Here is a 22503-nt window from a genome sequence, read left to right on the forward strand (position 1 = left end):
CCCGGCCCCGCCGCTTGCGACGCCGCTGCTCCCGGCCCCGCCGATTGCATCGTCCTGCCTGCGGCCTTGCCTGCCGCCCTGCCTGCCGACCTGTCCGGCGTCCCGAACGCCGCTCCGGACTCGCACGGTCTCTCCTCAGTCCCCGTCGTCCCACTCACCGGCCGGCCGGTGACGCACCGGACGGCCGCAGCCCGGCCGCCCCGCGGCCGCGCGCCCCTGAGCCGGCTGTCGCGGCGGGGGCCTCGTACCCCGTGGAAACCCGCCGGACCAGCCTTCGGCAGTGAGCCCACCACTCCGGCGGTGAGGGTGTCAACGGCAGCACACCAAGTGCCGGGTTTGCCCTGTGCGGCCGGCGTGTCGCGGCGTGTTCCAGGGGCCGCCGGAGAGGGGCGGGGCGGGGGCCGGGAGGGGTTCGAGGCGCTGAAGGACTTCCTCCGGAACGCCTCTCCGGTGGGCAGCTCTGCGCCGTCACCCGTCCGCCACCGGCAAATCGCCTGCACGAGGGATGTGTGACCTGGGCCACGTTGGTTGAATGGATACGTCTGCGACCGCCCGTAGTGGGTAGGGCAGGCCGTGACCCACTACCGACGAACGGGAGGCCCTCCGTGGCCGCGTCCGCTCAGCTTCTCCTCGACGCACTGTCGTCCGCCCCCGAGTACCCGGCAGAGCGTGTCAAACCCTCCGGACCGGAGAATTTCCGGCCGGGTAAACCCGTCGAGCCGGATCTGTTCGCCGGCGTGTCCGACCCCGACTCCGGCCTGGACGGCTCCGGCTCGCTCTGCTTCTGCGAACCGCCGCTGACCAGCGAGCCCCCGCTCGCCGACGCCGCCCCGCTCACCAGTGAGTCCCCGATCGCCGCCGAGCTGCCGCTGACCAGCGAGCCCACCGCGGCCGGCCTGGGTACGGAGACCATGGAGGTCTGATGGGCCGACCGCGGCTCGCCGGTCTGCACGGTGTGTGCACGTCCTATGAGCCCGCACCGGGCCGGGTGGAACACGTCGGTGACGACACCGTCGTCGCCGTCCTCGCCGCGCTCGGGGTCGACGCCTCGACTCCGCACGCCGTACGCGCCGCTCTGGAGGCGTACGACCAGGGCGCGGGCCGGGCCCTGCTCCCGCCCACCGTCGTGGTGCGCCCGGGGCGCCCGCCGAAACTTTCGCGCCTGCCCGAAGGCACCGCCCTGCGGGTGGAGACCGAGTCGGGCGAGGTGCTCGACTGGGGGCCGGACCCCGGGGGCCGCCCGCAGGACGCGTACGAGCCGCCCGCTCAGGAGCCGGGCCGCGACGGCGCCCCCGCGCCGCGCCGGGCTGCCGTCCGCCTTCCCGGCCACGTCCCCGGCGGCTCCGTGGGCCGTCTCCCCTTCGGCATCCACACCTTGCGCGCCCACACGCCCGACGGCCGCTCAGCCCGCGCTCACCTCATCGTCGCCCCCGACCGGATGCCCGCGCCGCCCGGCCGCACCCACGGCTTCATGGTGCAGCTCTACTCCCTGCTCTCCGGCCGCTCCTGGGGCATGGGGGACCTGGGCGACCTCGCCGACCTGACCGCCTGGTCCGGACGCGCGCTCGGCAGCGGCTTCGTGCAGATCAACCCGCTGCACGCCGCCGTACCGGGAGCGCCCACCGACCCCTCGCCGTACCGCCCCTCCTCCCGCCGCTTCCCCGACCCCGTCCACCTGCGCATCGAGGACATCCCCGAGCTGGGCTGCCTCGAAGGCGACGCCCGGTCCCGGTTCGACGCGCTGCTCGTACGGGGCCGGACACTGCGCGACGCCGTGCTCCGCAAGGGCGCGCTGATCGACCGGGACGCCGTGTGGGAGCTGAAGAAGGAAGCGCTGGAGCTGCTCTGGAAGGTGCCGCTGAGCCCCGGGCGGCGCGCCGCCTACTGCGACTTCCTCGCCGAGCAGGGCACGAGTCTGGAGGACCACGCCACCTGGTGCGCGCTGGCCGAGCTGTACGGGTCCGACTGGCGCGGCTGGCCCGCCGGTCTGGACGACCCGCGCTCGGCCCGGACGGCACGGATGCGCGGCAGCCTGCTGGACCGCATCGACTTCTACAGCCGTCTCGCGTGGTTCACCGACCAGCAGCTCGCCGCCGCCCAGCGCGCCGCCGAGGAGGCCGGGATGGGCATCGGGCTGGTGCACGACCTGGCCGTCGGCGTCCACCCCTCCGGGTCCGACACCTGGGCCCAGCAGGACGCCTTCGCGTCGGGCATGTCCGTGGGCGCGCCGCCGGACGCCTTCAACTCGCGCGGTCAGGACTGGGGCCTGCCGCCCTGGCGGCCGGACGCGCTGGCCGCCCAGGGCTACGCCCCGTACCGCGGTCTGCTGCGCGGCATGCTGCGGCACGCGGGCGCCCTGCGCATCGACCACGTCATGGGCCTGTTCCGGCTGTGGTGGGTGCCGGAGGGCCGGCCGCCGACGGAGGGCGCGTACGTGCGGTACGACGCCGAGGCGATGCTCTCCGTCCTCGCCCTGGAGGCGCACCGCGCGGGCGCCGCCGTCATCGGGGAGGACCTGGGGACGGTCGAGCCGGTGGTCCGTACGGAGCTGGCCGGCCGGGGCGTGCTCGGCACGTCCGTCCTGTGGTTCGAACGCGACTACACCAAGGAACCGGCCCGGCCGCTGCCGCCCGGGGACTGGCGCGCCGACTGCCTGGCCACCGTCACCACGCACGACCTGCCCAGCACGGCGGCCCGGCTGACCGGGCAGCACGCGGCGCTGCGGCACGGCCTCGGGCTGCTGGACCGCCCGCTCCACGAGGAGCAGGCGGCGGAGGCGGTCGAGGTCGGCGAGTGGCTGGAGACGCTGCACCGGCTGGGACTGCTGCCGGAGGGCCGGGGGGACGAGGAGGCGGCGGTCAAGGCCCTGCACCGCTATCTGCTGCGGACGCCCGCCCGCATGGTCGGGGTGTGGCTGCCGGACGCGGTGGGCGACCGGCGGCCGCAGAACCTCCCGGGGACCTGGGACGAATATCCCAACTGGCGGCTGCCGGTCACCGATCCGGCGGGGCGCCCGCTGTCCTTGGAGGAGATCGCCGCAGCGCCCCGGCTCCATGCGCTGATGAGTGAACTGCGCACGTCGCAGGGGTAGTCGGGCCGGTACGGCCGGAAGGGCAGGCGGTCGCGCCCGTCTTGCGGTCGTCTTCCGGCCGCCCCGGCCGTACGGCACCATGCCGTGGACGCCGTCCAAGAGATCCGACCCTTTCCGGTCGGGGAGTTGGAGGGAACCATGGCAAGAAGCCGATCACGTGCCCGCTTCCGTGCCCGCTTCCGCACCGCCTTCGCGCTCACCGTCGCCGCTGCTCTCGCGCTGCCGTTCCCGCTCCGGGCCTCCGCCGCCGACGGCCGGCCGGACCCCGTCCGGCCGCAGGCCTCCGCCCGCCAGCCCGTCCAGCCGTCGGCCGCCGTCCGTCAACCAGTCCAGCCGCCGCCCTTCTCCCGTCACCCCACCGCGAACCCCTGCCAGGGCCCCGTCCGCCCCGCCTCCCAGATGACCGTCCTGCCCTGCGACACCCCGGCCCGGATCATCGAGAAGGCCGCCCGCATCGTGCCGACCGCCGCCCAGCGTGCCTGGCAGGAGCGGGAGGTCACCGCGTTCACACACTTCGGCATGAACACCTTCACCGGCCGTGAGTGGGGCTCCGGCACGGAAGACCCGACGTGGTTCGCGCCGCCGCGCCTCGACGTCGACCAGTGGATGCGCGCGTACAAGGCGGCGGGCGCCGAGCAGGTCATGCTGACCGTGAAGCACCACGACGGTTTCGTGCTCTACCCCAGCCGCTACACCCCGCACACCGTCCGGGCGAGCCCCGGAAGGCCGGACGTCGTCGGCGCGTACGTGCGGGCCGCCCGTAAGGCCGGGCTCGCGGTGGGCCTCTACCTCTCCCCGTCCGACGGCGCCGAACTGCCGCACGCCCGGCACGCGCGCTGGGTCGAGGAAGTCCGGCGCAAGCAGGCCGAGGGCAAGCCGCTCAGCCTGCCCGAACGGGTCGCCCTGGAGGACCGCGGCCGGGCACCCGCCGGGCTGGGCCGCTTCGGCAACGGCAGCCCCGTCACCGAGCGCACCCTTCCCGCCCTCGTCCCCGGTGACGACCGCGCCGACGCCGTACGCGACGGACGGCTGCCCTCCTTCACCGTCCGCGCCGACGACTACGGCGCGTACTACCTCAACCAGGTCTACGAACTGCTCACCCAGTACGGCCCGGTCGAGGAGCTGTGGCTGGACGGCGCGAACCCATGGGCGGACGCCGGGATCACGCAGAAGTACGACGTGCGCCAGTGGTTCGAGACGATCCGCCGCCTGTCGCCGCGCACCGTCGTCTTCCAGGGGCCGCAGGGCGTGCGCTGGGTCGGCAACGAGCGGGGCGTGGCGCGCGAGACGGAGTGGAGTGTCACCCCGTCCGCCGTCGACCCCTGGTCGGTGCTCTCCGGCGGCCTGCCCAACGACTCCACCGACGCCGACATCGGCTCCCGCGCCAAGCTGCTCGCACCGGCCACCAAGTACCTCCAGTGGTATCCGGCGGAGGCGGACGTCTCGATCCGGCCCGGCTGGTTCCACCACCCCTGGGAACGGCCCAAGACGCCCGGCCAACTGCTGGCCCTGTACGAGAAGAGCGTGGGCCGCAACGCGTCGCTGCTGCTCAACGTGCCGCCGGGGCGCGGCGGGCGGATCGACGCGGCGGATGCCGCCGCCCTCGCCGGCTTCGGGCGGGCCGTACGGGAGACGTACGGGAAGGATCTCCTGGCGGGCGGCAGGGACCTGCTGACGGACGGCCGGGACCGCTCGGCGGGCGGCCGGTCCGTGCCCGAGCGCCCCGGCGGCATCACGTTCGACCGGGTCGGGCTCGGGGAGGACCCGCGGTACGGACAGCGGGTGGAACGGTTCGCCGTCGAGGCGCGGACCGGCGGGACCTGGCGGCGGATCGCCGGCGGGACGACCGTCGGCCACCGGCGCATCCTGGCGCTGCCCGCGCCGGTGACCGCCGACGCCGTCCGCGTACGGGTCCTCGCGGCCCGCGCCGCCCCGCGCCTGACGCCGGTGACCGCCCACCGGTCCCGCGCCTGAACGGGCCCGGACCGGCCCCCGGCGGCCCCGGAACGGATCGGCAGCCGTCCCGGACCGTCCCCGCACCGGCTTTCGACCGGCCGGGTCAACCGTTAGGCCACCCCGGGCGCGCGAGGGTGAACGGCGTCCGATACGTTGACCTCGTGAGCAATCTGGTCAAGAAGAACGCCCTGCGCGCCGGAACCATCACGGCCGGCACCGCGCTGATGCTGCTGATGTCGTCCCCCGCGTTCGCGCTCACCCGCGACGATGGTGACGACCCGGGTCCGGGCCTGAGTGTCGTCCAGACGCTCGGCCTCTATGTCGCCGCTCCCATCGTCCTCTTCCTGGTCATCGCCGGCCTGGTCATGGCAGGCGACAAGTCCCGCAAGCAGTCCAAGGCCTGACCCAGGACTCCCGCAGGACTCCGACAGGATTCCTCCCCACGCCTCTTCGAGGGCGCCCGCAGGTTCGCGAGAACCGGCGGGCGCCCTCTTTTTCGTGCCCGCGTATACCGCACCGGGCCGTTGCTCCCCTGTCGCGGAGGGCGGGATTCCGGCGAGGGCTTGTTTTGACGTGGAGCTAACCTACGATGGCGTAACCTACGGAGCCGTAGGTAACCCCGTCCCCAGGAGTACCCGTGACCATCGCCCCCGACCGCCACGCCGAAGAGCGCGGCCAGGCCGCATGGAGCGACGCCCGGCTGCTGTACGCCCTCGAAGAGGTCGTCGACAAGGAGCTGAACCGGCACCTGAAGGTGGCCAAGGACTGGATGCCGCACGAGTACGTCCCCTGGAGCGACGGCCGCAACTTCGACGGCGTCATGGGCGGCGAACCGTGGGCCCCCGAGCAGTCCAAGGTCAGCGACATAGGGCGGACCGCCCTGGTGGTCAACCTGCTGACCGAGGACAACCTGCCCAGCTACCACCACGAGATCGCCACCCTCTTCGGGCGGGACGGCGCCTGGGGCACCTGGGTGCACCGCTGGACGGCGGAGGAGGGCCGGCACGGCATCGTCATGCGGGACTACCTGCTCACCAGCCGGGCCGTGGACCCGGTCGAGCTGGAGAACTTCCGGATGGCGCACATGTCGGCGGGCTTCGAGTCCGACAACGCGCACAGCATGCTGCACTCGATCGCGTACGTCGCCTTCCAGGAGCTGGCGACCCGCATCTCGCACCGCAACACCGGCCACCACTCCGGCGACCCGGTCTGCGACCGGATGCTGTCCCGCATCGCCACCGACGAGAACCTGCACATGGTCTTCTACCGGAACCTGCTCGCCGCCGCCTTCGAGCTCGCGCCCGACCAGACCATGTGCTCCGTACGGGACGTGGTCACCGGCTTCCGGATGCCGGGACACGGCATGCCCGGCTTCGAGCGCGCCGCGGCCCGGATGGCGATCGGCGGGATCTACAACCTGCGCATCCACCACGACGACGTGCTCCAGCCGGTGCTGCGCTACCTGAAGGTGCTGGAGATCGGCGGCCTCGGCCCGGCCGGGCTGCGGGCCCAGGAGGAGCTGGGGATGTACATGGGCGGGCTGGACGACCAGGCGCGCAAGTTCGACGAGCGGCTGGCGGCCCGGGAGGCCCGCCGGGCGGCACGGGGGTAGGGGGCCCGCCCTTCCGCCTGCGTACGCTGCCCGCATGGCCGACTGGGACATCAAGAAGCTGCGCATCCTGCGCACCCTCCACGAGCTGGGCACGGTCACGGCGGCCGCCGAGGCGCTGCACCTGACGCCGTCCGCGGTGTCGCAGCAGCTGGCCGGGCTGGCCAGGCAGCTCGGGGTGACGCTCCTGGAGGCCCACGGCCGGCGGGTACGCCTGACGGACGCCGCGCACCTCGTCCTGCGGCACACCGAAGCCGTCTTCGCGCAACTGGAACGCGCGGACGCCGAGTTGCTCGGCTACCTCCAGGGCGAGGCGGGGGAGGTGCGGGTCGGCGCGTTCTCCACCTCGATCCCCGCGCTGGTGGTCCCCGCCGTACGGGACCTGCGCGGCTCGCACCCGGGCCTCGCGGTGTCCGTACGGGAGGCGGAGGCGGCGGAGGCGTACGAGCTGCTGGCGGAGGGCAGCGTCGACCTCGCGCTCTCGCTGGCCGCGCACGCGCCGACGCCGCGCGACCCGAAGTTCACCCGGCTCGCGCTGCTCGCCGATCCGCTGGACGTGGCGCTGCCCGCGGGGCATCCGCTGGCGGACGAGCCGGGGCTGCGGCTGGCCGATCTGGCGGGCGAGCAGTGGATCTTCGGGAGCAGCGGTCCCTGGTCGCAGATCACGACGGCCGCGTGCGAGCACGCCGGATTCGTCCCGGAACGGGCGCATGCCGCGGCCGACTGGGACGCGATCCTGGCCATGGTCGGCGCGGGGATGGGGGTGGCGCTGGTGCCCCGGATGGCGATGTCGGGGGCGCGGGGCCGGACCGGACCCGTACGGGACGAGGGCGGTGCCGCCGCGGTGGCGGTGCGGGTACTCCGTGCCGACCAGCCGCGGCGGCACGTGGTGGCGGCGGTGCGGCGCGGGGCGGAGGGGGCGCCGGGGCTCGCGCGGGTGCTGGCCGCGCTGCGGCGGGTCGCCGAGGGGGCGGCCGTGCCGCCGGGGGAGGCGGATCACTGACCCCGACCATTCAGGCTGCCTGAATGCAACCTCCAGAAACTTTCGATAGACCTGGACTAAACGTTCCTGCAATCGTCGAGGAGTCCGCGTCACATCACCCCCTCACCGAAGGGCAGAGATGACCAGCACTCCGGCCGCCGCCTCCGCCACCGACCCGCACGCCAACGACGCCGCCCCGTACGGCGGCGGCGACCCGTACGCGGACTACCGCGGCGGGGACTTCCCCTTCACCTCGCTCGTCGACCTCGCCGACCGCCGCTTCGGCGCCGGCGTCATCGCCGCGAACGACGAGTTCTTCGCCGAGCGCGAGAACCTGCTGAAGCCCGGCCCCGCGGTCTTCGACCCGGAGCGCTTCGGTCACAAGGGCAAGATCATGGACGGCTGGGAGACCCGGCGGCGGCGCGGGGCCGACGGCGCGCACCCGTTCCCCACCGACGACGAGCACGACTGGGCGCTGATCCGCCTGGCCGCCCCCGGTGTCGTCCGGGGCGTGATCGTCGACACCGCCCACTTCCGCGGCAACTACCCGCAGCAGATCACCGTCGAGGCCACCGCGCTCCCCGGCAGCCCGAGCCCCGCCGACCTGCTCGCCGACGACGTGAAGTGGGAGGAGCTCGTCCCCCGTACGCCGGTGCGCGGCCACGCCGCCAACGGCTTCGAGGTGACCGTGCAGCGCCGCTTCACCCACCTGCGTCTCAAGCAGCACCCGGACGGCGGCGTCGCCCGGCTGCGGGTGTACGGCGAGGTCGTGCCCGACCCGGCGTGGCTGGATGTGCTCGGCACCGTCGACCTGGCCTCTGTCATGCACGGCGGCGTCGTCGAGGACGCCTCCGACCGCTTCTACTCCTCGCCCGCCCAGATCATCCGGCCCGATCTGTCCCGCAAGATGGACGACGGCTGGGAGAACCGCCGCCGCCGCGTCCGCGACACCAACGACTGGGTACGGTTCCGCCTCGCCGCGCAGGGCGAGATCCGCGCCGTCGAGATCGACACCGCGTACCTGAAGGGCAACGCGGCGGGCTGGGCGGCGCTCTACGGATGCGACGCGGAGACCGCCGACCCGGCGGACGACGCCTCCTGGTTCGAGATTCTGCCGCAGACCGCACTCCAGCCCGACACCCCGCACCGCTTCGCCCTCCCGCGCCCGGTGACCGCGACCCACGTACGGCTGGACGTCTTCCCCGACGGCGGCGTGGCCCGCATGCGCCTGCACGGCGACTTCACCGACGAGGGCCGCGCCGGACTCGTCCGCCGCTTCGACGCACTGGGCGGCTGACCCGGCCCCGCACCGCGCCCGCACCGGGCCCCGCCGGAGGGGGGCGGGGCCCGGCGGCGACCGGCTCGCCCGGCAGACGGCAGCGCCCGAACGCGCCGCCTGCCGGGCGTCACCATGTCCGGCGGCACGCGGTGTCACGACGACGACGCGCACCTTCGATGACGGCCCGTCAGTAGCTGGGCTCAAGCCCGCTGTTGTGCCGCCTCTTGTCGACAGGTTTCCATATCGATACACGCAATACGTAACTCAATTTGAGCGAAATTTGAGCATGGTAAACCATCAAACCCGTAGTGCGCTGAAATAGCACCCCGCTTTCTCCTGGATGGAGTGTTTGACGTCACTTCCACGCGGGTTTCCGGTGTCACGACACTATCCTTGGAGGCGGCCGTCGACCGGCTGCCGCGGGTGGCATCCTGTATGTGCCCGCAGCAGGGCGACGACCAGGTCAGGACGTGGTCTCCGCGTCCGGTGAGAGCCGCCGCCCCTGCTCCAACGGCCAAGTAAGGGAAGGGGCGGCGGTTTCCGAGGCGGCTATTGCGGGCCGGTCAGGGGTCGTCCGGGCTTCGGTGACCGGAATATCATTTGCAAGGGCGATCTCTTCCGTCGGTGGACCACCGCTCGCCCGCCGTTGCGCGAGAAGCTGCTCGAACAGCCATGACGTCTCCATCGATTACTTGCTCCTGCCCTGGTCCGAACGGCGATCGGCGTGTGGACCCGACGTCCGGACCGGTAGGTTGTTCAGGGGTGAACCAATCGTCCGTACTGAGCGGTTGGTTCACGAACGGCAAAGTGCAATGATCATGAAATGGGCGCCACTTGGGTGGTCCGAGGGTGTCGCGTTGGTCACATGCGCCCCTCGTGTTCCGTGATGTTCTGTTGCCCATTCGTTGCGCATGGCCGCGGGTCCGGCCTGGCAGCTCCGGTGCCGGAGCCCGGTTCCTCGGTGAGCCGAGGCGCTACTGGTCAGTAGATGCGGGGCGCGCATGGACTTTGAACTGAATGGGCGTCATATGTCCGATCGGGGGCGGTGCAGCATACTCCCGCCCACTGACAGGCCATGGTCCCGTCTGTGGCCCAAGGTCACGGGAATCGGTTGCCAGCGCCGGGCCGGGGAGCATTAATGGTCTGGACGCATGCAGCGGGGGAGCAGCGTTCACTTCCGTCCGCGCCTTCCCTTCTTGGCCGTTGGAGCGAGGCGCGGTTCGGGTTCTTCGCCGGACCAGGGCCGACAAAGGTGTCGGCCGGACAATGGGAGACATGCAATGAACGAACCGACCCGCAGCCGGACCCAGGGGCCTTCGCCCGCCGGCGACGTCGGTAGTACCACGGGCAGCGCCGGTCCCACCCCCTCCGGGCAGCCCCTCAGCTCTTCTCCGGCAGGCGGCGTCACGGCTACCCCCTCGGACGCCCCCAGCCCCCACCACGGCCACCGCAGGCGCATGCAGGTGAACCTGGACGGTCACTTAGAACTGACCCTCTACGCCTCCCCGCGATTGCTCCGCTGGATCGGCAGCATCCTGACCGCGACGGCAGCCGCCGCCTGGTACCTGAACAACCACTGAGCGACCGCCGGCGCGGGGCACTCGGTGCCACACCGGCGACGGTGCCCCTGGACGACAAAGCGCCCCGGACCACCCGGTCCGGGGCGCTTCCAGCGTGTCCGGCGCGCCGTTACGCGGCCGCCTCGTCCGCCCGCTGGGCCTTCAGCGCGCGCTCGATGCCGGAGCGGGACTCCGTCACCAGGCGGCGCAGGCCCGCGCCCGGTTCGGCCGAGCCGAGCCAGGCGTCGGTCGCGTCCAGGGTCTCCTGGGAGACCTGGAGGGACGGGTACAGGCCGACCGCGATCTGCTGGGCCATCTCGTGGCTGCGGCTGTCCCAGACGTCCTTGACCACGGCGAAGTACTTCTCCGCGTACGGTGCCAGCAGCTCCCGCTGGTCGGTCTGGACGAAGCCGCCGATCACGGCCTCCTGCACCGCGTTGGGCAGCTTGTCGCTGTCCACGACCGAGGCCCAGGCCGCCGCCTTCGCCTCGGCGGTCGGCCGGGACGCCCGCGCGGCCGCGGCGTGCCGCTCGCCCGCCGAGGTCCGGTCGCGCTCCAGCTCCGCCTCGACGACCTTCTCGTCGGCGCGGCCGGTCGTGGCCAGCCGCTGGACGAGCGCCCAGCGCAGCTCGGTGTCCACGGCCAGGCCGGGCAGCTCCTGCGTACCGTCCAGCAGGCCCTGGACCAGATCCAGCTGCGCGTCGGTACGGGCCGTGGCGATGAACGCGCGGGCCCAGGCCAGCTGGTGGTCGCTGCCGGGGGCCGCGGCCCGCAGCTGCTCCAGCGCCGCCTCGGTCCACTTCGCGAGGCCGGTCTCCCGCCAGGCCGGGGCCGCGTACAGCTCCAGCGCCAGCTTCACCTGGCGGTGCAGCGACTGCACGACGCCGATGTCGGACTCCTTGGTGATGCCCGACAGCACCAGCTCCAGGTACTCGCGGGTGGGCAGCTCGCCGTCCCGCGTCATGTCCCACGCCGACGCCCAGCACAGCGCGCGCGGCAGCGACTCGGTGAAGTCGCCCAGGTGCTCGGTGACGACGCGCAGCGAGCCCTCGTCCAGGCGGACCTTGGCGTACGACAGGTCGTCGTCGTTGAGGAGGATGACGGCCGGGCGGGGTGTGTTCGCGGGGAAAGGCACCTCGGTGCGCTCGCCGTCCACGTCCAGCTCGATCCGGTTCGTACGGACGAGCTTGCCGTCCTTGAGGTCGTAGCAGCCGATCGCGATGCGGTGCGGGCGCAGGACCGGCTCGCCCTTGGCGCCGGCCGGCAGCGCCGGGGCCTCCTGGAGCACGGTGAAGGAGGTGACCGTACCGTCCTCGGCGACCGTCAGCTCCGGGCGCAGCACGTTGATGCCGGCCGTCTCCAGCCACGCCTTCGACCAGGTCTTCAGGTCCCGGCCGCTGGTCTCCTCCAGCGCGCCGAGCAGGTCGGACAGGCGGGTGTTGCCGAAGGCGTGCGCCTTGAAGTACGCCTGCACGCCCTGGAAGAACTCGTCCATGCCGACATAGGCGACGAGCTGCTTGAGGACGGACGCGCCCTTGGCGTACGTGATGCCGTCGAAGTTGACGAGCACGTCGTCCAGGTCACGGATCTCGGCCATGATCGGGTGCGTGGAGGGCAGCTGGTCCTGCCGGTACGCCCAGGTCTTCATCGAGTTCGCGAAGGTGGTCCAGGCGTGCGGCCAGCGGCTGCCGGGAGCGTGCGCCTGGCAGGCGATGGAGGTGTAGGTGGCGAACGACTCGTTCAGCCACAGGTCGTTCCACCACTCCATGGTGACCAGGTCGCCGAACCACATGTGGGCCAGCTCGTGCAGAATGGTCTCGGCACGGCCCTCGTACGCGGCGTCCGTCACCTTCGAGCGGAAGACGTACTGGTCGCGGATGGTCACCGCGCCCGCGTTCTCCATCGCGCCCGCGTTGAACTCCGGCACGAAGAGCTGGTCGTACTTGGCGAACGGGTACGCGAAGTCGAACTTCTCCTCGAACCAGTCGAAGCCCTGCCGGGTGACCTCGAAGATCGCGTCCGCGTCCAGGTGCTCGGCCAGCGACGGCCGGCAGTAGATGCCCAGGGGCACCGAGCGGCCCTCGCCCTCCCAGGTGCTGTGCACACTGTGGTACGGGCCGGCGATCAGTGCGGTGATGTAGGTGGAGATCCGCTGCGTCGGAGCGAACCGCCACACGTTGTCCCGCGGCTCCGGCGCCGGCGAGTTGGAGATCACCGTCCAGCCCTCGGGGGCCTTGACGGTGAAGGTGAACGTCGCCTTCAGGTCCGGCTGCTCGAAGCTGGCGAACACCCGGCGGGCGTCCGGCACCTCGAACTGCGTGTAGAGGTACGCCTGCTGGTCGACCGGGTCGACGAAGCGGTGCAGGCCCTCACCGGAATTGGTGTAAGCGCAGTCCGCGACGACCCGCAGCTCGTTGCGGCCCTCCCGCAGCCCCGCGAGCGCGATCCGGGAATCCGCGAAAACGGTGCCCGGGTCCAGGCTCTCGCCGTTGAGCACCACCTCGCGCACGGTCGGCGCCACCAGGTCGATGAACGATTCCGCACCCGCCTCGGCGGCGTCGAAACGCACCGTGGTCACCGACCGGAACGTACCGCCCTCACCCGCCTCCTGCGCACCGGAGAGGTCCAGATCGATCTCATACGCGTCCACACTCAGCAGCCGCGCCCGCTGCTGCGCCTCGTCGCGGGTCAGATTCGTGCCAGGCACCCGTTCATCTCCTTCGCTTCGGACTTTGGGCCATCCTTCCACGGAGCACCCGACCACTCGGTCGGGGGCATCGGGGAAATTCCGGCCCCGCCCGCCCGTCCCGCTCCCTATGCTCCGCGGCAAGGAGGCGACGATGACCACGACTCAGCACGACGCCGCCGGGCACATCATGGGCGGCCTGGGCGACCACGGGCTACTGCGTTTTCTGGAGGAGCGCCCGGAACTGGATCACCTCAGGATCGAGCTGGTCGAAGGAAAGATCGTCATGCGGCGTTCGGGGCCGCCGTACCGTACCTGTGCCGTCGCGCTGCTGGGCTCTCAGCTGACGCGTGCGGGCTGGGCCGCGCTGTCCGGCCAGGCACTGGTCTCCGGCGTCCCCGGCTTCGAGCCCAAGGCGGACCTCACCGTCACCACGGAAGAGGCCATCGAGGACAACCGCCACCCCTTCCCCGCGGACCGGGTTCTCCTCGTCGCGGAAGTCCTGGAACAAGTCGTCTCCGAGCGGGACAGCGACTACGTCAGGAAGCGCAGGTGGTACGCGATGAGCCGGATCCCGCTCCACCTCCTCGTGGACCCCGACGAGGCCGTGGTCGAGCTGCACTCCCAGCCCGACCACCTGGGCTACCGCCGGATGGACCCGTACCGGTTCGGCGACCGGGTGCCGCTCCCCGAACCGTTCTCACTCGCGGTCGACACCTCGCGGTTCAAGCCGTATCCGCCCAAGCTGCCGTAGGGATGGACGACAGGGCGGTACCCGCATCCGCGGCGGCCGAGCCGCCGCGTGCCTCCGGGCTGGAGAGTGACTACACCTCGGCGTGGCAGGAGTGGGACGAGAGCGGTGACGCGCGGCTGTGGGACCGGGTGGCGGGGGACGGGGACGTCGGCCGGCTCCCCGTCCGATTCCCGCCGGAAACAAGCCGGATGCCCGCCCACCCTGTACGTATGACGACGTACACACCTCTCCCCATCCCCGAAACCGCCCTCCAGGAACTGCGCCTCGCGGACGACTCCGGGCGGGCCATGGAGCCCTTCGCCGCCGGGTCCGTGAGCGACCGGGTGGACAGTGTGGGCAGTCCGCTGCGGTGCTGTCTGCGGCCCATCGAGGAAGGCGAGCGGATCGCGCTCGTTTCGTACGCGCCCCTGCGGCGGTGGGCCGAGGAGCGGTGGGTGCGGCCGGGGGCGTACGACGAGTGTGGGCCGGTGTTCATTCACGCCGGGGCGTGCGGCGGGCCGGACGGCGGTCGCGCCGGGTACCCGTTCGCGCGGCCGGGGGCCCTGCGGACGCTGCGTCGGTACGACGCGGACGGGCACATCGTGGGCGGGCGGTTCTTCGAGATTCCGGAGGATGCGGAGGCCGGGTTCGACGCGGCGTTCGCGGAGGCTTTCGCGCGGCCGGAGGTGGCGCTGGTGCACGTCCGGGCGCTGGAGTACGGGTGTTTTCAGTTCGAGGTGCGGCGGCCGTAGCCGTACGGACGGATACGCCGCGGGGCCCGTACGGAAGATCCGTACGGGCCCCGCGCAGCGTGCGGAAACGTCTCAGCCGCGCAGCTCCGCCGCGACCAGCTCCGCGATCTGGACCGCGTTCAGGGCCGCGCCCTTGCGCAGGTTGTCGTTGGAGAGGAAGAGCGACAGGCCGTGGTCGACCGTCTCGTCCGTGCGGATGCGGCCCACGTACGAGGCGTCCTGGCCGGCGGCCTGGAGCGGGGTGGGGATGTGCGAGAGGGCGACGCCGGGGGCGCCGGCCAGCAGCTCGGTGGCGCGCTCCGGGGTGATTTCGCGCTCGAAGCGGGCGTTGACCTGGAGCGAGTGGCCGCTGAAGACCGGGACGCGGACGCAGGTGCCGGAGACCTTCAGGCCCGGGATCTCCAGGATCTTGCGGCTCTCGTTGCGGAGCTTCTGCTCCTCGTCGGTCTCGTTGAGGCCGTCGTCGACGATGGAGCCGGCCATCGGCAGCACGTTGAAGGCGATCGGGCGGACGTACTTGTCCGGCTCGGGGAAGTCGATGGCCGCGCCGTCGTGGGTGAGCTTGGTGGCGTCCTGCTCGACGGCCTTGCGCACCTGCTCGTCCAGCTCCGCGACGCCCGCCAGGCCGCTGCCGGAGACCGCCTGGTAGGTGGCGACGACCAGCGAGACCAGGCCGGCCTCGGCGTGCAGCGGGCGCAGCACCGGCATGGCGGCCATGGTCGTGCAGTTCGGGTTGGCGATGATGCCCTTGCGGCGCTCGGAGATCGCCTGCGGGTTGACCTCGGAGACGATCAGCGGGACGTCGGGGTCCATGCGCCAGGCGGAGGAGTTGTCGATCACGACCGGGCCCGCGTCGGCGACCTTGGGGGCCAGCGCCTTGGAGGTCGACCCGCCGGCCGAGAAGAGCACGATGTCCAGACCGGAGTAGTCCGCGGTGGCCGCGTCCTCGATCGTGATCTCGGTGTCCTGCCACGGGAGCGTACGCCCGGCGGAGCGGGCCGAGGCGAACAGTCGCAGCTGCTCCACCGGGAAGTTCCGCTCGGCGAGGATGCCCCGCATCACGCCGCCGACCTGACCGGTGGCTCCGACGATTCCGATCCTCATGGCACTCCTTGTTCGGTACGTACAGCAGCGGAACGGGTGCCGTGGAGGGCACCCGCCCCGTTACTGTCCACTATCTCAGGCCGTTACGGCACGACCTTTTCGATGCGCACGCCACCGCTGCCCGTGACCGTCCCGGACCCGTTCAGCAGCTGGACCTCACCGAAGAACTCGCGTCCGGCGGGAGCCGGGCCCGCGACCGCGACCTCGGCCGTGACCTGCGTCGATGCTCCGCTACCCAGCTTCACCGGTTTCGACTCGTCCGTCTTGAGCGAACCGAGTCCGGCGGAGTAATACACATCACGGTAGTCGTAGGCGGTGCTGCCCGCGGGGATCGCGTAGCCGTCCACGACGACGGTGTAGGTGCCCGGCGCGGGCTTGGCGATGCTGACCGCCTCGTCCGAGGTGCCGGTCGCCGACGAGGCGACGACCTTGCCGCCGAGCAGGACGCTCAGGTCCAGGTCGGCCTTGGCGTCGGCGGGCGCGCCGATCGCGGCGTCCAGCCGGGACACCCCGCTGCCCACGACGATCTCGTACCGCTGCGACTCGCCTTCCTTGATCGTCGGGCGCTGCGTACGGGACGAGCCCAGCTCGCCGCCCTTGAGGGTGCCCTCGACGGCGGCGAAGGCGTTGCTGACCTTCCAGGACACCGGGGCCGGGCTGCCGGTCTTCGCCTCCGGCAGGACGCGGACGGCCGGGTCGAAGGTGGTGCCGAGGGTGGCCGCGGTGACCGTGTACGGGTTGTCCAGCAGCGGCGAGGTGCGCCGCGACTCGACCTCGATCTCCCAGACGCCGGGCGCCGGGTTCTTGTAGGTGCGCCGCGTCGGGTCGCACGTGTTGGCGGGGTTGGGGTAGTTCGGGTAGCAGTTCGGGGTGCCGGTCGGGTCGACCGGGACGCCCTGCGGGCTGAGGGCGATCCAGCGCGTCTGGCTGCCGGCCGCGAGCCCGCTCATCGAGACCTGGAGGGCCTTGGCGCCCTTCGGGACGGTGATGAAGTGCGAGGTGGTGGCGTTGCGCTGGACGGTGCCGGACTTGGCGACCGCGTGGCTGGGCGCGGCCAGCGGCTCGGCGGCCACGACGGTGGCGAGGATCTTGCGGTCGACGCCCTCGGTGCGCGGGTCGTCCAGGTCGACGGTGACGCTGTGGATGCCGGCGGTCCGCGGCCTGGCGGTGATCTCGAACGTGACCGGCCGGTTCAGCGGCAGCCAGACCGCGCCGTCCTCGTCCGGCAGGTCGAAGGTGCCGTCGTTGTTGATCAGGTCCAGCTCGTGGCGGACGGGGCGGTCGGGACCGGTGGTACGGGTGAGGGTGATCTCGTACGTCCGGGACTGCCGCACCTTCAGGCCGCCCTCGCGGTCGTAGAGGCCGGTGCCGTAGCCGGGCGTCTTCAGGAAATCGGACAGGGCGGTCTTCACGGGGGCGCGGACGGTGTACTCATGGGCGGCGGCGCCGTGCCGGATCGCGGACCAGGCGGCGCGGATGTCCATCAGGCCGGAGCCCTGCTCGTACGACTGGAAGCCCTTGATCCGCTTGGCGGTCGAGGTGAGCGCGGTGCGCAGCTTCGCCGGGGGCAGTGCGACGCGCTGCTGCTTCGCGGCGGACAGCAGCAGCGCCGAGGCTCCGGTGGCCTGCGGCGCCGCCATCGAGGTGCCCTGGAGCATGGCGTAGCCGGGCGGCAGGTCGTAGCCCGCTTCGGCGGTGGGGCCGCCGGGCTCCCAGGTGGGGATGGTGTTGATGGAGGCGCCGGGCGCGGTGATGACCGGCGTGAAGCCGCCGTCCTCGCGCGGGCCGCGGGAGGAGAACGGGAGCATGGCGTACTTCCGGGTCACGGCCGAGCCGTAGTTGGCCGCCCAGGTCTCCTTGGAGATGGACGCGCCGACGCTGACGACCTTGTCGGCCAGGCCGGGATCGCCGATGGTGTTGGCGCCGGGGCCGCTGTTGCCCGCCGAGATGATCAGCTGGACGCCGTAGGTGTCGATCAGCCGGGTGTACAGCTCGGCGCGGGCGTTGTTGCCGTCGTTGAGCGCGGGCAGGCCGCCGATCGACATGTTGACGATGTCCACGCCGCGCTTGGTGACGAGGTCGATCATGCCCTCGGTGAGCGCGATGTTGGTGCAGCCGCCGCTCCAGGTGCAGGCGCGCGAGGAGACCAGCTTGGCGCCGGGGGCGGCGCCGTTCATCTTGCCGCCGAACAGGCCGTTCGCCGCGGTGATGCCCGCGACGTGGGTGCCGTGCTCCGACTCGACGACGCCGATGTTGACGAAGTCGGCCTTCTTGCCCGCCCAGTCCCCGCCGAGCGGGTCCATCGGGACGTCCTTGCGGATCTCCACCGTGAAGGGGATGCGCTCGGCGATCGGGGTGCTCGGGTCGTCCTTGCCGAAGTAGCCGACGTCGAAGCCGTCCTTGTACGGCTTCATGGGCGCGTCGTCGGTGAAGTCGCCGTTGTCGTTGAGGTCCACGCGCACGGTCCCGGCGGCCGGGTCGTAGAGCACGCCCCAGCGGTCGGTGGTGTCCCCGTCGCGGTTCAGGTCGCCCTTCATGTCGCCGCCGGTGGTGGCGGCCTCGGCGAAGGTGCTGACCAGGTACGAGCCCGCGGGGGCCTTCCAGGTCCGGCCGCCGTAGGTGAAGGACGGGCCGGAGACCGCGGTGGTCATCGGGCGCCAGGTCTGGTCGCCGTCGCTGACCGGGTCGGTCGCGGTGACCCAGTCGACGATCTTGCGCTCGCCGGTGGTGGTCTTCTGCAGCGCGGGGTGCGCCAGGTCCACACCGGAGTCGAGGACGCCGATGGTCACGCCGCGGCCGTCGGCCTTGGGGTGGTCGCGGACGAAGTCCACCGCGCCGGTCTCGAAGGACGGCTGGTACGGGTTCTTCGCCGGGGTGTTCTTGCCGGGCGCCGGGTAACTTCCGGCCTGCGGCTTGCCCTTGTGCACGCTGTCCGTGCCGGGCCGCGGGTCCGGCAGCTTGATCTCCTGGCGGAGGTCGATGGCGTGCACGGAGGACAGCTTCTGCATCTTCGCGATGGCCGCGTCGGCCTGGGCGGTGGGCACGGTGGCCCGGACGTAACCGAGTTTGTCGTCCGTACGCCCGACGGAGGCGCCCTTCAGGGAGTCCAGTCCCGCGGCCGCCTGCTCGGTGGAGCCCGGCGCGGTGGCCAGCATCATCGAGACGAACCGGGCGCCGCCCGACTTGGCGCGGGCGAGCAGTTCGGCGTCCTGCGAACCGAGCTTGTCGTGCGGGGACTTCGGCGCGGGGGTGGTGCCGGCGGATATTCGGGCGTCCGCGTCGGTGCCTGCCGCGAAGGCGGCGCCGGCCGCGGTGAGCGCGGGCCCGGCCGCGGTGGCGACGGCGATCGCCGCGACGGCCGCGATCCGGGCCGTGCGTCTTGCCCGGCCCGCGGGCGGGCGTCCTGTGTCGGGGGTCATGGCACACCTCTTCGGGGGTGAAGGGTCCGGAAATCGAACCCGTATAACCGCTCAATATGACGTAACGGGATGGGGTTTGGGGAGGGGCGTGATCACAAGTTTGTGAACATTCGGGCGGCATGTGCGGGGCGTGCAGCCGGTGCCGGCGCCCGGCACCCCGGCGGTCCGGCGGTCCGGCGGTTCGGCGGTCCGGGCCGCCGCCCGGTTACCCCGGGAGATGAACCTCCGGTGGCCGCCGCCCGCACCCGGCCCGAGGGCCCGGTGACCATCGGCGCCTGCCGTGATCCCTGTCCGGCGATCGGCGGCCGGCGTTGCGGCGCGGTTCACCCGTGGGCCACACCCGCTGCCGACGCTCCCTGGTGAGAGGGCGGTTACGGCCGTTCCGGGCCGCCCTCGCCGCCGTCCGTCCGTACCAGGGAGCTCGTGCATGTCCCGTACACGGTCCGCCGCCGCCTCCGCCGCCGCCACCGCACCCGCCGTCGACCGCCGTGCCTTCCTCGCCGCCACCGGTGCCGTCGGCGCCACGACCGCGTTCGCGCTGGCGTACGGAGCCGGCGGCGCCGGGCCCTCCGCCGGCCCTGACGTGGTGACAGGCGCCGTCCCCCTCGTCGCCCCGGAACCGGTCGCCGCGCCGCCCGTCCCCCGCGTTCCCTACACCGAGGGCACCACCCTCGCCTCGGTCGCCACCCCGGGCGGCGCGGCGACGGGGTACCGCAGGCTCGCCGAAGGCCCCGGCTGGGACCGTGTCGTACGGCGTGACCTCGCCGCCACGCGCCCCGGCCGGGACGACCGGCGCACCGTGCTCGCCGCGTTCGTGCAGCTCACCGACCTGCACGTGGTCGATGTGCAGCACCCGTTGCGCTACGAGTACCTGCGGGTGCGGTCCGCGGGCGCCTGGCGTCCCCAGGAGGCGCTGTCCGTCGCGGGGGCGGTCTCCCTCGTCGAGCGGGTCAACAGCCTGCCCGGCGGGCCCGCCACCGGGGCACCGCTGTCCTTCGCGATGACCACCGGCGACAACACGGACAACAACTCCAGCATCGAACTCGACTGGTACCTGACCGCGCTGAGCGGCGGCCGGATCACCCCCAACTCGGGCGACCCGCGGCACTACGAAGGCGTGCAGAACAGCGGCCACCCGCTGTACTGGCAGCCGGACAGCGCCCTGCGCGACGCCGACAAGCTGCGCGGCTTCCCCGGCATCCCCGGCTTCCTGGAGGCGGCGACCCGTACGGTCACCAGCCCCGGACTGCACCTGCCCTGGTACTCGACGGTCGGCAACCACGACTCGCTGCCCGCGGGCTGCTGCGCCCCCGACGACCCGTTCCTGGCGGAGGTCGCGACCGGCGGGCGCAAGCTCGAACTGCTGCCGGCCGACGAGGCCATCCGCGCCTTCCTGGCGGTACGCCATGGATCGGGTTCCGCCAGACGGGAGTTCGCGGACCTGCTGAAGGCGCACGGGAAACGGGCGCGCTCCGTGACACCGGACGAGCGCCGCGTCCCCTTCACCCGCCCCGCCTACCTGCGCGCGCACCTGGACCCCCGGCACACCGGCCCGGGACCGCACGGGCACGGTTACACGGCGGACGACCTCGACGCGGACCGGCTCTACTACACGTTCCGGATCGCGGAGGACGTGGTGGGCATCAGCCTCGACACCACCGACCCGGGCGGCCACCACACCGGCTCCGTCGGATCGGGTCAGCTGCGCTGGCTCGACCGCACGCTGCGGGCGCACGCGTACGAGCACGTCCTCGTCTTCAGCCACCACACCAGTACGTCCATGGACAACACCCTGCCCGACCCGTCCCGCCCGGCCGAGCGGCGGCACGGCGGACCCGAACTGGTCGGCCTGCTCTCCCGGCACCGCAACGTGCTGGCCTGGATCAACGGGCACAGCCACCGCAACCTCGTCACCCCGCACGGCACCTTCTGGGAGGTCACCACCGCCTCGCACATCGACTTCCCGCAGCTGGCCCGGGTCGTCGAGGTGACGGACAACCGGGACGGCACGCTCTCCCTGTTCACCACGCTGGTCGAGTCGCACGCGCCGCACCGCACGGACTTCGGCGACCTGTCGCAGCGGGGACTGGCGGCGCTCTACCGCGAACTGTCCTGCAACGCCCCCGGAGCCCGCAGCGATCTCGCCGGCGACCCGGGCGACCGCAACACCGAGCTGCTGCTGAGGCGGCGCTGAGCGACGGCCCCGTACTCCGTCGCGGCGGATCTCAGCGCGGTAGCACCACCACGTACGACCCCGGCTCGTGGTCGTCCGCCGCCATCAGGGCCGTACGGACCACCGCCGCCTGCTGCTCCGGAGCATCGCGCAGCTTGCGCGGGCTGAGGCGGACGACCGTGATGCCCAGCCGTTCCAGGTGCTCGCGCTTGTGGGCGTACTGCGCCCGCAGCGCCTCGTCCTCCTGACGGGGCGCCCGCGCGTCGATCTCCACGGCCACCGCCTGCTCCGGCCAGTACGCGTCCACCCCGCCGAGGTGCGGGCCGCCGGGCAGCCGCAGATCGACGTTCCACAGCGGGTCCGGCAGGCCGTACCGCCGCACCAGGTCGTAGAGCCGGCCCTCGGCCAGCGCGCGGCCCTCGGCCAGGAGGGCGTGTACGGCGTCCACCACGTGCGGCAGGTTCAGCAGCCGCGCCTCGTTGAACTCCCGTACCACCGCCGTCGCTTCGCAGTGGCCGCCGCGCACCGCTTCGGTGAGCAGCCGGCGTACCGTGCAGGCGTCCGAGAGCCCGCTGACGGCGTCTGCCAGGGCCCGGGGGACGGGAGCCACCGGCACTCCGGTGATCTGCTGCGGCTGCGGCATCACCTGCGCCCGGACGACCCGCGCGAAGCCGGTGGAGCGCAGCCGCCGGGTGCGCGGCACCAGTACGTCGATGCGGTCCAGGGACAGCAGTGGGGGAGCGGCGGCGAAGCGGTGCAGGGCCAGCGCCGCCAGCCCGGTGATCATCGGGTCCTGGGCAGGTGCCGGGCCGGTCTGCGCGGGGACGGCGGACGGCCGGCTCGCCGCGTACAGCAGCACCGCGTGCAGGCGTTCCTCGCTGGTGGGCGGGCCGGGATGGAGCAGGTGCACACCCGGCAGCACCTGCTGCCAGGGGCCGCCGGGGCGGCACCGCTCGGCGGCCTCCGCGGCGCCGATGCCGTGTTCGCGCAGCTGGCGGCCGGTCAGTACGCGGGGACCGCGGCCGGGGCGGTCGTGCAGCGGACGGGGGGAGAGCGGGGTGGGGGACTCCCCGCCGGAGGTTGGGGAAGTGTGGTTCATGTCCCGGCCATTCCCGCCGCCGCCCCGCCTCCTAACGCCTGTTACACGCCCGTCGACAAAC

General features: G+C 72.5%; 15 protein-coding genes. 11 read left to right on the plus strand and 4 right to left on the minus strand.

Going from position 1 to position 22503, the window contains the following annotated elements:
- Positions 1-605: 605 nt before the first annotated feature.
- The 8 genes from OEIGOIKO_RS27555 to OEIGOIKO_RS43585 all read left to right on the plus strand — a co-directional run bounded on the left by OEIGOIKO_RS27555 (position 606) and on the right by OEIGOIKO_RS43585 (position 10497).
- Complete coding sequence (locus tag OEIGOIKO_RS27555) at positions 606-923, plus strand: hypothetical protein (protein WP_125056250.1); 318 nt, start codon at positions 606-608, stop codon at positions 921-923.
- Entirely contained in the window at positions 923-3091 is a 2169-nt protein-coding gene (gene malQ / locus OEIGOIKO_RS27560) for a 4-alpha-glucanotransferase (protein WP_125056251.1), read from the plus strand. The genes OEIGOIKO_RS27555 and malQ overlap by 1 nt, the downstream gene beginning before the upstream one ends.
- Positions 3092-3490: 399 nt before the next feature.
- Positions 3491-5065: an alpha-L-fucosidase gene (locus OEIGOIKO_RS27565; protein WP_170252071.1), complete on the plus strand. Its 1575-nt coding sequence runs from the start codon at positions 3491-3493 to the stop codon at positions 5063-5065.
- A gap of 143 nt (positions 5066-5208) precedes the next feature.
- Positions 5209-5451, plus strand: a complete 243-nt coding sequence (locus tag OEIGOIKO_RS27570) for a hypothetical protein (protein WP_030020579.1) — start codon at positions 5209-5211, stop codon at positions 5449-5451.
- A gap of 233 nt (positions 5452-5684) precedes the next feature.
- Positions 5685-6659, plus strand: coding sequence for an acyl-ACP desaturase (locus tag OEIGOIKO_RS27575; RefSeq protein WP_125056253.1), 975 nt, complete (start codon positions 5685-5687; stop codon positions 6657-6659).
- A gap of 34 nt (positions 6660-6693) precedes the next feature.
- Positions 6694-7659 carry a LysR family transcriptional regulator gene (locus OEIGOIKO_RS27580; protein WP_125056254.1) on the plus strand — a complete coding sequence of 322 codons (966 nt, stop codon included), beginning with the start codon at positions 6694-6696 and terminating at the stop codon, positions 7657-7659.
- Positions 7660-7777: 118 nt separating this feature from the next.
- Positions 7778-8935 (plus strand): allantoicase, encoded by a 1158-nt coding sequence (gene alc / locus OEIGOIKO_RS27585; protein WP_125056255.1) that lies wholly within the window; start codon positions 7778-7780, stop codon positions 8933-8935.
- Between the two features lie 1439 nt (positions 8936-10374).
- Entirely contained in the window at positions 10375-10497 is a 123-nt protein-coding gene (locus OEIGOIKO_RS43585) for a hypothetical protein (protein WP_281288394.1), read from the plus strand.
- A gap of 109 nt (positions 10498-10606) precedes the next feature.
- On the opposite strand, the gene pepN is transcribed toward OEIGOIKO_RS43585, so the two are convergent.
- Positions 10607-13183 carry an aminopeptidase N gene (gene pepN / locus OEIGOIKO_RS27590; RefSeq protein ID WP_125056256.1) on the minus strand — a complete coding sequence of 859 codons (2577 nt, stop codon included), beginning with the start codon at positions 13181-13183 and terminating at the stop codon, positions 10607-10609.
- 133 nt (positions 13184-13316) lie between these two features.
- Between pepN and OEIGOIKO_RS27595 the strand changes: the two genes are divergently transcribed.
- Positions 13317-13916 carry a Uma2 family endonuclease gene (locus OEIGOIKO_RS27595; protein WP_170251876.1) on the plus strand — a complete coding sequence of 200 codons (600 nt, stop codon included), beginning with the start codon at positions 13317-13319 and terminating at the stop codon, positions 13914-13916.
- A gap of 209 nt (positions 13917-14125) precedes the next feature.
- On the plus strand, positions 14126-14647 hold the full coding sequence (locus OEIGOIKO_RS27600; RefSeq protein WP_125059028.1) for a DUF1203 domain-containing protein: 522 nt from the start codon (positions 14126-14128) through the stop codon (positions 14645-14647).
- A gap of 72 nt (positions 14648-14719) precedes the next feature.
- Here OEIGOIKO_RS27600 and OEIGOIKO_RS27605 read toward each other — a convergent pair whose 3' ends face one another.
- Both OEIGOIKO_RS27605 and OEIGOIKO_RS27610 read right to left on the minus strand, forming a co-directional pair.
- Entirely contained in the window at positions 14720-15751 is a 1032-nt protein-coding gene (locus tag OEIGOIKO_RS27605) for an aspartate-semialdehyde dehydrogenase (RefSeq protein WP_125056258.1), read from the minus strand.
- An 83-nt stretch (positions 15752-15834) separates the two neighbouring features.
- Positions 15835-19170, minus strand: coding sequence for a S8 family serine peptidase (locus OEIGOIKO_RS27610; RefSeq protein ID WP_125056259.1), 3336 nt, complete (start codon positions 19168-19170; stop codon positions 15835-15837).
- 427 nt (positions 19171-19597) lie between these two features.
- On the opposite strand from OEIGOIKO_RS27610, the gene OEIGOIKO_RS27615 reads away from it, so the two are divergent.
- The gene (locus OEIGOIKO_RS27615; protein WP_125056260.1) at positions 19598-21364 is read left to right on the plus strand and encodes a TIGR03767 family metallophosphoesterase; all 1767 of its coding nucleotides are present in this window, start codon (positions 19598-19600) and stop codon (positions 21362-21364) included.
- 31 nt (positions 21365-21395) lie between these two features.
- On the opposite strand, the gene OEIGOIKO_RS27620 is transcribed toward OEIGOIKO_RS27615, so the two are convergent.
- A complete protein-coding gene (locus OEIGOIKO_RS27620; RefSeq protein ID WP_174857227.1) occupies positions 21396-22442 on the minus strand; it encodes a hypothetical protein in 1047 nt (348 codons plus the stop codon).
- Positions 22443-22503 lie beyond the last annotated feature (61 nt).

The organism is Streptomyces paromomycinus, from assembly GCF_003865155.1.
GTDB lineage: Bacteria > Actinomycetota > Actinomycetes > Streptomycetales > Streptomycetaceae > Streptomyces > Streptomyces chrestomyceticus.

What these genes read in the sequence shown, in the direction of transcription:
- OEIGOIKO_RS27605 (WP_125056258.1), bottom strand. Translation starts at nt 15,751, where the DNA reads ATGAGGATCGGAATCGTCGGAGCCACCGGTCAGGTCGGCGGCGTGATG.
- OEIGOIKO_RS27565 (WP_170252071.1), top strand. Translation starts at nt 3,491, where the DNA reads ATGACCGTCCTGCCCTGCGACACCCCGGCCCGGATCATCGAGAAGGCC.
- OEIGOIKO_RS27610 (WP_125056259.1), bottom strand. Translation starts at nt 19,170, where the DNA reads ATGACCCCCGACACAGGACGCCCGCCCGCGGGCCGGGCAAGACGCACG.
- OEIGOIKO_RS43585 (WP_281288394.1), top strand. Translation starts at nt 10,375, where the DNA reads ATGCAGGTGAACCTGGACGGTCACTTAGAACTGACCCTCTACGCCTCC.
- OEIGOIKO_RS27595 (WP_170251876.1), top strand. Translation starts at nt 13,317, where the DNA reads ATGACCACGACTCAGCACGACGCCGCCGGGCACATCATGGGCGGCCTG.
- OEIGOIKO_RS27580 (WP_125056254.1), top strand. Translation starts at nt 6,694, where the DNA reads ATGGCCGACTGGGACATCAAGAAGCTGCGCATCCTGCGCACCCTCCAC.
- alc (WP_125056255.1), top strand. Translation starts at nt 7,778, where the DNA reads ATGACCAGCACTCCGGCCGCCGCCTCCGCCACCGACCCGCACGCCAAC.
- OEIGOIKO_RS27615 (WP_125056260.1), top strand. Translation starts at nt 19,598, where the DNA reads ATGTCCCGTACACGGTCCGCCGCCGCCTCCGCCGCCGCCACCGCACCC.
- OEIGOIKO_RS27620 (WP_174857227.1), bottom strand. Translation starts at nt 22,442, where the DNA reads ATGAACCACACTTCCCCAACCTCCGGCGGGGAGTCCCCCACCCCGCTC.
- OEIGOIKO_RS27600 (WP_125059028.1), top strand. Translation starts at nt 14,126, where the DNA reads ATGACGACGTACACACCTCTCCCCATCCCCGAAACCGCCCTCCAGGAA.
- malQ (WP_125056251.1), top strand. Translation starts at nt 923, where the DNA reads ATGGGCCGACCGCGGCTCGCCGGTCTGCACGGTGTGTGCACGTCCTAT.